Origin of the sequence: Metamycoplasma phocicerebrale, assembly GCF_003383595.3 — a bacterium.
GTDB lineage: Bacteria > Bacillota_I > Bacilli_A > Mycoplasmatales > Metamycoplasmataceae > Metamycoplasma > Metamycoplasma phocicerebrale.
In genome coordinates this window covers 644615-657921 of record NZ_CP033058.2, presented here as the reverse complement: position 1 = coordinate 657921, position 13307 = coordinate 644615, and the positions used below count along the sequence as shown (strand labels likewise).

The window sequence follows — 13307 nt, the reverse complement described above, 5'->3', positions numbered from 1 at the left end:
CATTGAAACAATAAAAAAATATTAAATTGAAAGTTATTTTTTATTATTATAAGCTAAGCTGGAAAATTTTATTATTATTTTTTAATGCTATGTTTTAATATTATTTTATAATAATTTTTTCAATCTTGTTTTTACAAAAATTCATGATATACCTTTTTATAAATAATTTTTGTTATTTGAACTAAAGTAATATATATACCTAAAAACATTGCAAGTCAAGCATAAAAAATAGGTGGCAATGGCGCTAAAGAAAGATAAGAATTCATTTTAGGAATATAAGGCATAGCAGTTATTATTCCAACACCTAAGATAGTAGAAACTATAACTGCACTTGAAGCATTGGATTTAATAATAGGCATTTGATTAGTTCTTAAAAAATGAATTACAAATGTTTGAGTTCACATTGAAGTAACAAGTCATCCTGCTCAAAATAAATGTTTAAATTGCATTTGTTGAAATGCATTGGTCAAATCTTTTCATTGACCTCCGACTTGATTAGGAACAAACACATAGAATAAAACGACAAAAGTAATAATATCAACTATAGATGACACTGGTCCGAACCAAAACATAAATTTAAGCATAGATTTATGATTTCATTGCCGTGGTGTTTTTATAAATTCTTTATCAACATTATCTCATGGTATTGCTCCACAACAAAAGTCATATATTAAATTTAAGAAAATTATTTGAACTGGAGCTAAAGGTATAAATGGCAACATAATAGAAGCTATTACAACACTAAATATATTGCCAAAATTTGAGGAAATTGTCATTTTTATATATTTATTAATATTAGCATGTGTTTTTCTTCCTTCAACTATTCCTGTTGCTAATACATTTAAATCTTTTTCTAATAAGATAATATTAGCTGATTCTTTTGCTATGTCAACAGCTGTATCAACCGAAATTGATACATCAGCTACTTTCATTGCTGGGGCATCATTAATTCCATCGCCCATATATCCTACAACATGTCCATTTTTTCTAAGAATAGTAATAATTCTAGCTTTTTGATCTGGACTTAATTTTGCAAATATTTGCGTTTTTTCAACCTCTATTTTTAATTCTTCATCTGAGAGTTCTGCTATATCTTTTCCAAGCAGGATTCTATCATAAGGAATACCGACTTTTGAACAAACGGCTTGAGTAACTAAAGGATTGTCTCCTGTTAGAATTTTTACTTCTACCCCTAAATTATGCAGTTTTTTAATTGCATCTTCGGCCGAGTCTTTAGGAGGATCTAAGAATGTCAAATATCCAATTAAAGTCATTTCTTTTTCATCGCGAACAGATAACTTTCCAACTGCTTGGATATTAGATTTTTTAGAAGCTACAGCAACAACTCTCATTCCTTCTTCACTAAATTCTTCTACTTTACGTAAAACTTTCTTTACTATTTTTTTATCTAAAGGAACTACTTTACCATCAAGATAAATCTTATTACATACATTAATAATTTCTTCTACTGCTCCTTTTGTTATCAAAGTAACCTTATCATTTTTTAAAGATTTAACTAGCACTGACATTCTTTTACGATTAAAATCAAAAGGTACTTCATCAATTTTTAAATAATGTAATTCTAGATTATCTAATGATTTTTCTTCATCTGCCAAATCAAGAGTTCTATTAATTATAGATTTGTCTAATAAGTTTTTAAGTCCTGTTTGATAATATGAATTTAAAAAAGCATATTTTAATACATGGGCATCTTCTTTACCATTTACGTCTAAATGACGTTCTAATATAATTTCATCTTGAGTAATAGTACCTGTTTTATCTGTGCATAAAATATCCATAGCTCCAAAGTTTTGAATTGAATTAATATTCTTAACTATAGTTTTAGCTCTGCCCATTGCTATTGAGCCTTTAGATAAACATGCTGTTACTATCATAGGCAGCATTTCAGGAGTTAACCCTACAGCTATAGATATTCCAAATAATAATGCATTAATTCAAGCATTTGCTCCTTCGGTTTTTTGATGCATTAAACCAACAATTAAAAATACCACAGGAATTACACATGCAATAATAATTGTTAGCATAATAGAAATTTTTTTAATTCCCTTTTCAAAATTAGAAGGTACTTGTTTTTCGTTTAATTTAGATGCAACATTACCAATAAATGTATCATTACCTACAGCTATAACTATTGCTTTAGCTGATCCTGAAATAATATTCGAACCCATAAATGCTAAGTTGTGTCTATCAGTCAAACTATCATAACTAGCTTTCATGTCAATTTCTCCATATTTTTCAATAGCATCGCTTTCACCAGTTAATGATGATTGAGAAACAAAAAGGTCTTTTGCAGAAATAATTCTAACATCTCCAGGAATAATGTCTCCAGCAGCTAAGTGAACAATATCACCTACAACTATTTCATCCATTGGTATTTCTTTTAAAACACCATTTCTTTCAACTAAACATGTGGTTTCAATAATAGCTATTAATTTATTTGCACTAGATGAAGATTTTTGTTCTTGTATAAAATGAATAATACTACTTGTAAAAACTATAACCAAAATTATAATCATAGTGACATAATTAGCTTCTTCCTTAGGACTTTTAGATAATGGAATAATAATATCAATTATGGCCGATATTAAAGCCAAAACTAAAAGAATAATATTAAATAAATTGAAAAATGATCTAACAAGTCTTTTTCCGACAGTGTCAGCACCTTTTTTTGAAATTTTATTTTCACCATATAGGTCACGATTATCTTCTATTTGATCTTCATCCTTAATACCATTTTTTGTACTATTATATTTTGTATATAATGATTCAAAATCACTATTAGAAGCTTCTATTAGTCTTTGATTGATTAAGTTTTTTCTTAATTCTTGTTTAGAAAGTTTTTGTTTATCTTGCAAAACAGTATTATTTGATTTATGTTTCATCTTATTTGCTCCTTATTTTTTTAAATAAGAGGCAGCTTAAAACAATTAAAAGATTGTGCTTATTGAAAACACAATATTCTTTTTGCTGCTGCGCTCACCACTTTGTAGTTCCATTAAGTCACCTTTCTTTTTTATGATATAAATTTTACCTTAAAATAAGTATTTTAAAACTAAAAAATAAAAATCATAGTAATAGCTATGATTCATATAATTTTTCTATTTCCTTTTGTGTTAAATTTTTAGGATTTCCAGTTTTCAATAATTTACCATCTTTAATAAGTTAAGTTTTTTATCAAATTAAAATTTTTTATTTTTTATATAACCCTATGCAATTCTTAAAATTTATTTTAGTTTTACAAAGATTCAAAAAATAAGCTCTTTTGCGGGGTTATTTTTTTTGTACAAAATCATTTGTTTCTTTCGTTTTAATTTTAATAGTTATTGGTTTATAGCCAAATCTTTTTGAGCTAATAGCTACAAAAATAGAAAAAAAGATAATTGAAGTTAATATTAGAACTAAAAACATTACTCAATCCGGCATGTTGTAACCAAAAAAATCTGTATTGTATGAATATTTATCTTTAAAGGCATTATATGTTGGCAAACTTTGAGTTTTAATTTTCTCTAATGTTCCATATAAAAAAACTTTTTTGAATAAGGAAGCAGAATAAAAGCCTGGAACAAATAAAACAAACTTTTGTAAAAAATCAGGAAGTACTCATAAAGGAATATATGCACATACTAAAAAGCCTATTGTTGATCCTATTATTGAACTAAAAATTGCCACTTGATTATGTTTAGTAAAAAAGCTAAGTATCAAAATAAACATCGTTGCTGAAGACAAAATTGAAATTATTATAATTAATATTCCATAAAAAACTAATGCTGCAGATATAAAGAAAGCTTTAGATATTGCTAAATAAGATAATATAACAAAATAAAAAACTAAATTAATTATAAATGAAGTAAAAAATGTGGCAAGAATGTAGCTAGCTATCAAAGTAGATTTTTTAATAGGAGATGCTTTAAATAAATAATCAACATTATTGATTTTGTCATCTACAATTCTTGTAGAAGCGCCTAAAGTAACTGTTATACATGAAACTGCAAGAATACCACAAGAAGCCCAAGACAAGGTTAATCAATTAGCATAGTTGTTTATTTCAGGAACTGAAGGAACCTTACTTATTATTTCATTCGTTTGAACCTTTTGCAAAAATAATAAAAACAATACCAAAACCAACAAGGGAGATAGTAAAGAAAAAAAGAATGAAACTTTATCTTTCATAAAAACAACAAAGTGTCTTTTAGATAAATGAAATAATTGTTTTAAATTTGTTTTAAAATTCATTTCTATATTCGCTTTCCTGTTACATTTAAAAATACATCTTGTAAATTACCTTTAATAATTTCTATATTTTTCATAATTTCTTTTAACTCTTTGTTTTCATATAATTTATGTACATTTTTAGAATCTTTTATTTTTATTAAATAATGGTCTTGATTATATTCATATTCTTTAAAATTCTTTTTTATTATTGCTTCAGTTTTTTCATTTTTTTCACAATAAATTTTTAAAAAATTGTAAGAATATTTATTTTTTAATTCAAGAGGCGTTCCTTCTGCTTTAATTTTACCTTTGTCAATAATTATTATTTTATTAGATGCTTCTGCTTCTTCCATATAATGTGTAGTTAAAAAAATTGTTATATTTTTTTCTTTAATTAAATACATAATAGCTTCTCATACTTTTTGCCTATTAACTGGATCTAATCCAGTTGTAGGTTCATCTAAAAATAAGATTTTTGGATTGTTAATTAATCCATGAGCAACATCAGCTCTTCTTTTTTGCCCACCAGACAAGCGATTGTATTTAGATTTTAATATTGGTTTTAAATCTAATATTGAATCTAAAAAATCAAGTTTATTTTTAAATTCTTTTTTAGAAATACCATATATATAGGCTTTTGTTTTTAAATTTGCTAAAACTGATAAATCTTTATCTAGGCAACTTCCTTGAAAAACTATTCCTATTTCTTTTTTTATTTCCAAACTATTTTTATCTATATTTTTATTTAAAATTTTTATTTCGCCAGAATCTCTATTTAAAACTTGACAAAGAATATTAATAGTTGTAGATTTGCCAGCGCCATTCAAACCTAAATAGGAAAATAAAGAACCTTTTTCAACATTAAATGATAAATTTGTTAAAACTTCCTTATTTTTGTATTTTTTATAAAGATTTTTTATTTCAATAGCATATTCCTTCATATTTTTGCCTCATTTAAAATAATAACAAAAAAATAAGCAAATGGCTTATTGAAAATTGGGTTTTATTTCTCTTATGTTTGAAGCGCTTTTAAACTTATTTATTTTATTTTTTTAGTAATTTATTTTCTAAAGAATAAATATAATAAATTCCCAAAAGCTAAACCAAAAAATAAAATAACTTTTGGGATTTATTATATTACTATGATTCATACAATTTTTCTATTTGCTTTTGGGTTAAATTTTTAGGATTTCCAGATTTCAATAATTTACCATCTTTAATAAAAATATAACGATCAAAAAATAATCTAATAATATTAAGGTCATGTATATTTACTAAAATGGTAGTTTTATGTTTTCAATTAATTTCTTTAATTAAAGACATAATATCTTTAGCGGTTTTTATATCCAAATTAGAAGTAGGTTCATCAGCTAAAATTAAATTTACATCTTTTAATAATAATTTAGCTATTTCAACTCGATGCTTTTGTCCACCTGATAATTCTGATACCCTAGTATATGCCTTATTTAATAAATCAAGTTCTTCAAGCAAATTAAAAATTTCTTCTTTTTGATTTTTTCTTAAAATTTTTAAAAAAGCAAAAAAAGGATTTGTATATTTTGGATAAAAATGTAATATGTTTTCATAAACATTTAGATGCTCAATTAAATTGGGTTCTTGAGACAAATAACCAACTTTTTTAATAATGTTTTTTCATTGTTTTTTTGAATAATCTTTAATATTTTTATCATTTATTAACAATGATCCATCTACAATTTCTAATTGTTTTAGTAAGGCATTAAATATTGTTGTTTTGCCTGCTCCTGATTTTCCAATAATAGCAATCATTTCTCCTTTAGAAATTGATATATTTATATTATCTAATATTGTTTTATTATCTTTTTTATATTTTGCTGTGTAATTATTGAAATCTATTTTTGTCATACAAAAATTATAAATAAAATATTAATAAAATCACCTATTAATTTAACTTTAATATATTTAAAAATTTAATTTTAAAAAGCTTAGTACCTTTTTTATTAAAAAAATGCTATAAATAAGGTGTTTTTTATGTTTACTTTACTGTTTTTCATTTATAATATAAAACAAAATGTATTTTTATATGAATGAAAGGTAAATAATTAAATGGACAACAAAAATAATATAAAAACGGCATTATCAAAACGTGCTCAAATTTTAATAGGCACTTTGGTACCCTCTGTTGCTATTTTAATTCCCGCAACAACAGTTGGTATTTATTACGCTGTTCGAAACAATAAAAGAGAAAATTCATTTTCTTATAAAATAGATATTTGAAAACAAGATATTCAAAGACATATTGAGGTTTGCAAAATATTAAAAGGTCAACAAAATATCGAAGCTATTGTTGCTTTTGATAATTCTTTAAAAAATATTAAAAAAGAAATACCCGAATTAGAATCAAAAGTTTCTTCTTCAAAAGAAAAAGATATAATTGCAAAATGAAAAGAATTTAAAGTTTATTTAAATAAAATTAAAAGTCATGATTTTGGAAATTTAAAAAATAAATGAAACGATAATATTGATAAACACATAAGCAAAATAAGAAATTCGCAAATTACTTTTAATGAAATACAAAAAGATAATTATGATTTATATAAAAAGGGATTAAAAGAATTTGAAAATATTGTAGAAAATGTCAAAAAATGATTTGACGACAATGGTCTAGAAAAATATACAAATGAATTTGCTTTTTTAACAATTAAGAGCCAAATACTTTTAGGTCTTATAAGAGATGAAAATAAAAAAATTGAACAAATTTATAAAATACACTTAAAAGAATTAGAAGATAAAGAATATTGGAAAGAGCAAGTTCAATATTTAAATTTATTAAGTAGTATGGAAGTTTTGGAATTAAAACATATAATTCAATTTGAAGTATGAAGTATTAACAAACTACCTTTAATTTTAGAAATTGAATCAAAATATTCAACAAAAAAAGAATTTCAAGAGTTATTGACAGAAATTAAGAATAAAAATAAAAATATTGCTAAAAAAGTACAAGAATTCAAAGAAAGAGAAAAAAGACAATTTGAGTTTTTTGTTAAAGAAATAAACAAAGAATATGACGAAGTTGTTAAAAACAAAGGAAATAACGAATATCAATCAAAAGTAGATAAATTTGTTTTTTCTTATAATATTATAAAAACTATTTACGAAGAAATTAATACGCCAGAGAATTTAGCTATGCAATTAAAATCTCCATGATTAAAAGAAATACTGGAAAAATATAAAAAAACATATGAGCATTTTAGAGATTTATACTTAAACATTATAAAAAAATAGACATTATTTGAAACCTAAACAATAATATTAGACACAATCATAAGAAATTGATTGTGTTTTTAATTTCAAAAAATAAAAAAAATAAGCTATTAGCTTATTCAAAATTTGGTTTTATTTCTAATTTTTGAAGTACTTCTAATACTGTTTCTTTCATTTCTTTTGAATAACTATCGAACATTATTTGTTCTTCTAGTTCAAGTCTAATTTTTGGTAAATGTCTATATCCGCACTTGCCCAAAATTACTGGAAGTCCAAAATAAATCCCACTATTAGTGTATTCTTTTGGCAATTTAACTCCTAAAGAATACACAGCTTGTCTATCGGTTAATATGGATTGAGTTATTTCGGCTAGATTTTCACCTATTCCAAAATTAGTTATACCTTTTCCGGTAATAATTTCAAAAGCTTCATCTTTTACTTTTTGATTCAAGTTATCTAATCATTCTTTAGTAATAGTTCCATTTGCTAATCAATCTTTTAAAGATCCAAGACCTATTCTCATTTTTGAAAAAGGTATTAAACAACGAGCTCCATGTTCTCCTATAACAAAACCTGTAATTGATCCCGCTTTTACATTTATTTTTTCTGATAAAAATTTCTTCATTCTTGCTGTTTCTAAAATAGTACCAGAAGAAATAACTTTGCAAGCTTCAAAACCAGTTACTTGTTCATAAACAGAAGCCATAATATCAACTGGATTAGATGCTATTATAGTTACTCCTTTAAAACCAGATTTTTTAACATTAAGAGCTATTTCTTTTATTAAATTTGCATTGTCTGTTAATAATTCAAGTCTATTTTTTAATGAGCCTTCTTTTGGTTTAACTGATGCAGTTATAACAATAATTTCAGCGTCTTTTAATTCCTTGTATGTTCCTGCTTTAAAAGTAGAACCATTATTAGTCATAGAACAAGCAGCATCGCTTAAATCTTTCGCTTGAGCTTTTGCATACTCAATAAATTTGTCTACTAAGATATAATCTGCTTCAATTCACTTATTCAAAGAAGCGTATAAAAATGCTGAACCAACTGCTCCTACCCCTATTATTCCAATTTTAGTCATTTTATTTTCCTCCCATTAGTTCATTAAATTTTTTTGTTAATTCTATATTATAAGTTCTTAACCCATCATCTTCAAAAGGGTCTATTTCCATCAAATATGCAGACATGATTGAGGCACGGTGTATAAAGGCGACCATTCAACCCAATGTTTTAGCATCTGAATCTTGAATTAATACTTTTATATTGGGAACTTCATAAGTAAAGTGGTTATCAAATACTGCCTTGCTAATTGTTTTACTAATATCATTATATGTGCGTTTAAATAAAAAACTAAATTCATCATCTTCAGATTCACTCATATAAGCGACATTATAATCTACTAAGGTATTTTTAAATATAAATTGTGTTTCAATTATCTTGCCTTCTTTTTCTGAAAAGAAATGCGATTCTATTTTAGCGTCAGATGGATAAACACCGCTTCTAACAATCATTCCTCTATTTTTTCTATAAGTTGTAACATTAAAATACATTGCTATTAATTGTGATAATTCTTTCAATGAATTAGAATTAACAATAACGTTTTCATATTTTCATTTTGCTTTATGTAATATCAATCTAGTTACAGCATAAAAATATGCAGAGTTATTTTTGTTTAGAGGTGTGGAAGAATAATAATCATTGGCTTCTCTTGCACCTTCCATATAGCTTTCGATATCTATTTTAGCACAAGCTAGGGGCAATAGTACTGCTGCCGAAAAATTTAAAAATCTATCTGTTGTATTATCCAACAATACTAAATGATTATATTTTTTAGATTGAACAATTTGAAATAATTTCCCATAATTATTATTTGTAGTTACAAAAATATATTGATTTGAATTTTGCTTTCCTAATTTGATATTTAATATTGAAACCAATTCTCTAAAAATAACTAATGATTCAATATTATCTCCACTTTTACTTATGACATTAATAGCAAATTTTCTATTTTCAAGATATTGGCATAACTGAGCTATATCCCTACCGTCTATATTTTCATCTATATATATAACCTCAATGTTAGATTTATTATATTTTCCAAAAACAAGATTTATAATAGCTTGCGATTGTAAACATATATACTTTGGAGCTATAACAACAAATACTTCTATTCCTTCATCGTTTAAATAATTAACTATTTTTTTTATTTTTTGTAAATCACCGGGTTGAACATTTTTTGTAACTTCAAAAAAACCTAAATGTTTTTGTCCTAATGCTTCTTTAGAATTAATTTTTGAATTCAATTCATTAGTAATATCTAAATATTTATCTTCTATTTTTTCTCGTTGCAAAATCATTGAACAATCAATTTCAATTCTGTTTTTAATTGCCATAATCTATTCCTTTATTTGTAAATTCTAATAAAGCCTTAAAATTTGTATTTTTCTTATCTAATTTAAACTTAAATGGATTTCTAAGTTCCTTAGGATGTATTTGTTTATATGAAACAATTAATGTTTTATTAGGCATTATTTCTAGAATAATTAATTCCTTTATATCATCTAATTTAAACATTAACTTTAGGTCTTTAATATAATAATCGCTAACTTCTGATATATTTAAATAACATCTAGTTAAATCCTTAGTAACAAAAGTTATAACATTTTTAGAAATACGTTGAACTTTGGCTTTAATTATACTTCCGACTGAGTATTCCATAATTTCTCCTTTTAATATATACTATTTAATTATATATTTATAACTACTAAAAATGGTTAATTGTGTAGTTTTTAATATATAATGTATTTTAATTTTAAAGAACAGGGGTGCTTAAAGCTGAGAAATACCCTCATTAACTGATCTAGTCAATACTAGCGTAGTGAGTTTCTTATTTTTAAGTATCTCTTTAAGGGGTATTTTATGAAAAAAATAAGTATATTTTTAAGTAGTCTATGTGCTTTTGGTTTGCCTTTGGCAGCTATTTCTTGTAATAATAAGAAAGGTTTATTTTTTGGGCTCAATTCTCCATGATATGGCAAAAAGAATGAAGATTTTTTTATAAAAGTTTTTGAACAATACAAAGAAAAAACAAATAACAAAAATTTAGAGTATAAAACTACTTTTGTAGCAGAAAATAATGATACAGTTTCATTGTTGAAAAAGGGAACCGTTAATATTGCCACTATAACAACTCCGCTTTTAATAAAACAAAAATCAGAAAATATTATTCCAATAATACAAACATTAACAAGAGCATTTAAATTTGATTTAAATGCCAGTGATTTATATTCAAATGGGTTAGAAAATGACAAATTAAGAAAAATAGCTAAAAATGTTCAAGAATTGTTTGATAAAAAACCTTATAAAGATTGAAGCGATGAAGAATATAAATGAAATGGTCATATTTATGAAACTTTTTATGCAAACAAGGACACACTTGTAGATTATTATCGAGGAATTATAATGATTCAAGGTAATGAAGAGCAACTAAAACAAATTAAAAAAGCTTGAGAAGAAAAAGATTGAAATACTTTTAGAAATTTTGGTATTGTTTTAGGAAAGGCAACAAGTGGATCTAAGTATATATTGCCAGAAGCATTATTTAAAAAACATTTTAATTTAGAAAATAATAAATTTACTTCTTTTGCTATTGACAGTTTAAAAAATTCAAAAAAATACTTAATTGAAAAAGCAAAAAATATAGGAAAAGGGTCTTTAAAAAATTATCATATTGTATTTGATGAAATGGGTTCTTTTGCTTATACAAATAATAAAAATGGAAATTACTACACTTTAGAAGATCCGAATTCAAAAATAGAGTTTCTAACCGCAACCGAACCATTAAAATATAATGTAATAGCAGTTAATAAAGATACATTTTCAGATGAACAAATTAAAATATTGAAAGAAATTATATTTTCATTGTGAAAGGAAGGAAAGGATAACTATGGACCAAGAGTGGGATTTAATGGTTATAAAATAATAAATGACATTAAAACAGAAGTAATTGATCCATATAATAATTTATTTAAATAATATGCATGCTACCAATGGACTTTTTAGAGAACAAATAAAAATTGATAATAATGCCACTTTGAAAAAAGGACCAATAAGGTCTTATTTAAAAGTGATTATTTGAATATTAATTATTGCTGCTTTTATAGGCTCAATTTTTATTATTAATTTTAGTTTTGCTAAAAATGGTTGGTCTTTATTTTTTAAAAATTGAAAAGATTTTTTTAGTCCTAGTTCTTTTAGTAATTTATATAAAGAAAATTTATTTTTAATATCAATTAAATTTCTTTGAAATAGTGTTAAAATAGTTTTTTTAAGCACAACCTTGGGTTTGTTTTTTGCTTTTATAACTTCTTATTTTGCAAATTATAAAACTAATTCAAAATACATTGCAATACCAGTAAAAATTTTAGTTATATTTCTAAGAATATTTCCTGAATTATTTTTTATATATTTATTTAAAGTGTCTTTTGATAAAACTCTAAGTATTCATTTTATTTTAACTTGATTTACATGATTATGATTACATGAATATTTTTCGCAAACAATTGAAAATGCAAATTTTAACATTTTTTATCATTTGGTTAAAATAAGAAATTCAAAATTTAAAGCTTTTTGAATTGAAATTTGGCCACAAATAAAAAGAAAAATTATAGGGTTCTTTTTTTATGCATTTGAATCTAATTTAAGATGAGCTACAATCTTAGCACAATTAGGGTATTTAGGTATAGGAATACTTACTAATCCACAACAAGAACCTATTGAATTTAATCAAATCCTGATACCTTTATTAATATTAGTTATATTTTTGGTAATAGTGGAAATTATAAGTCAAAATATTAATAAACTATTTTTTGAATCTAAAACTATTAATGAAATAAATCATAAAAAATACAAAGACAAAAAAATAATTAAACGTTTTTTTGGATGATTATTAATTATTAGCGCTTTAGTTATTTGTGGTTTTGGCATAGCAAGTTTAGTTGGACAAAAATTTTATGCTTCTGAAGTATCAAATTATTTTAAACAAATGTTTCAAGCTAATTGATCTCAAGTTCATTTAGATTTAAGCCAAGATGGTATCTTTTATATATTATTGCAATTGGGCGCTTTAGTTTTTGTTACTTGAGTATTGATATATATTATTTCATATTTTAGAATACTAATAATGACAAAATCTTTAGTTGGTTCTAAAATTAGTACAATTATAAAATATACAAATATGTTTATTAGGGCCATGCCTGTTGTGACAATTTTTCTTTTATTTTCAAATTTATTTAACGTATATGCAGCCGGGTTTGTTGTTGCCTTTGCTATACATGGTGTAACATCGTTGTCACGAAATTTAGCTCAGGCTACTAATGCAATTAGTACTGAAAAAATATATGAATTAAAAAAAATGAATTATAGTAATTTTTGAATTTATCGTCATTATATTAGACCTTTAGTTAGATTAGATTTTATAACATTGGGTAGTTTTCAAATAGAGAAAACAATACGTAATTTTATAACTTTCGGTTCATTGTCTTCTTCACTTCTGGGTGAACAAGCGACATTAAATAAGGTAAAAAAAATTTCTGATATAGCTCCTTATTTATGAATAGGTATGATAATAATCGCAGTAGTTAATTTAGTCGCTTATTTAATTAGAGTTAAATTTACTAAACAAAAATGAATATAAAAATATAGGAGTTTTTCTCCTATATTGCTGAATTGAAAATTCAAGTGCAACACTTTATTGATAAAATATTAGTGTGAGGTTGCTTGAATTTTTTTCTACTTAAAAAAATAAAAAAAGGCCTCACAAAAAACAC

The 13307-nt window shown here is 24.4% G+C and carries 10 protein-coding genes and 1 riboswitch; of the genes, 3 read left to right on the top strand and 7 right to left on the bottom strand.

Translation table 4 applies throughout. The features are described from left to right. Positions 1–131 precede the first annotated feature (131 nt). The 4 genes from mgtA to DMC14_RS02845 form a co-directional block, all read right to left on the bottom strand. Complete coding sequence (mgtA, locus tag DMC14_RS02860; RefSeq protein WP_116171716.1) at positions 132–2903, bottom strand: magnesium-translocating P-type ATPase; 2772 nt, start codon at positions 2901–2903, stop codon at positions 132–134. A 388-nt stretch (positions 2904–3291) separates the two neighbouring features. Continuing rightward, positions 3292–4254: an ABC transporter permease gene (locus tag DMC14_RS06490; RefSeq protein WP_116171715.1), complete on the bottom strand. Its 963-nt coding sequence runs from the start codon at positions 4252–4254 to the stop codon at positions 3292–3294. Positions 4255–4256: 2 nt separating this feature from the next. Beyond that, entirely contained in the window at positions 4257–5174 is a 918-nt protein-coding gene (locus DMC14_RS06485) for an ABC transporter ATP-binding protein (protein WP_116171714.1), read from the bottom strand. Positions 5175–5373: 199 nt separating this feature from the next. Further along, a complete protein-coding gene (locus DMC14_RS02845) occupies positions 5374–6117 on the bottom strand; it encodes an ATP-binding cassette domain-containing protein (protein WP_116171712.1) in 744 nt (247 codons plus the stop codon). Between the two features lie 201 nt (positions 6118–6318). Between DMC14_RS02845 and DMC14_RS06480 the strand changes: the two genes are divergently transcribed. Continuing rightward, positions 6319–7497, top strand: coding sequence for a hypothetical protein (locus DMC14_RS06480; RefSeq protein WP_116171711.1), 1179 nt, complete (start codon positions 6319–6321; stop codon positions 7495–7497). Between the two features lie 94 nt (positions 7498–7591). Here DMC14_RS06480 and DMC14_RS06475 read toward each other — a convergent pair whose 3' ends face one another. Genes DMC14_RS06475 through DMC14_RS02825 form a run of 3 tightly spaced genes read right to left on the bottom strand, consistent with a single transcriptional unit; the run spans position 7592 to position 10197 of the window. Continuing rightward, positions 7592–8560, bottom strand: coding sequence for a lactate/malate family dehydrogenase (locus DMC14_RS06475; protein WP_116171710.1), 969 nt, complete (start codon positions 8558–8560; stop codon positions 7592–7594). A 1-nt stretch (position 8561) separates the two neighbouring features. After that, positions 8562–9872, bottom strand: a complete 1311-nt coding sequence (locus DMC14_RS06470) for a glucose-6-phosphate isomerase (protein ID WP_116171709.1) — start codon at positions 9870–9872, stop codon at positions 8562–8564. After that, entirely contained in the window at positions 9862–10197 is a 336-nt protein-coding gene (locus DMC14_RS02825; protein ID WP_116171708.1) for a S1 domain-containing protein, read from the bottom strand. Before DMC14_RS02825 ends, DMC14_RS06470 begins: the two co-directional genes overlap by 11 nt. 93 nt (positions 10198–10290) lie before the next feature. Continuing rightward, positions 10291–10378, top strand: a riboswitch (TPP riboswitch). Between the two features lie 20 nt (positions 10379–10398). Between DMC14_RS02825 and cypl the strand changes: the two genes are divergently transcribed. Together cypl and DMC14_RS06465 are read left to right on the top strand one after the other, a co-directional pair. Next, positions 10399–11514: an ABC transporter thiamine pyrophosphate-binding lipoprotein p37/Cypl gene (gene cypl / locus DMC14_RS02820; RefSeq protein WP_137412673.1), complete on the top strand. Its 1116-nt coding sequence runs from the start codon at positions 10399–10401 to the stop codon at positions 11512–11514. A gap of 1 nt (position 11515) precedes the next feature. Further along, positions 11516–13174 carry an ABC transporter permease family protein gene (locus DMC14_RS06465; RefSeq protein WP_116171806.1) on the top strand — a complete coding sequence of 553 codons (1659 nt, stop codon included), beginning with the start codon at positions 11516–11518 and terminating at the stop codon, positions 13172–13174. The last annotated feature ends 133 nt before the right edge of the window (positions 13175–13307 follow it).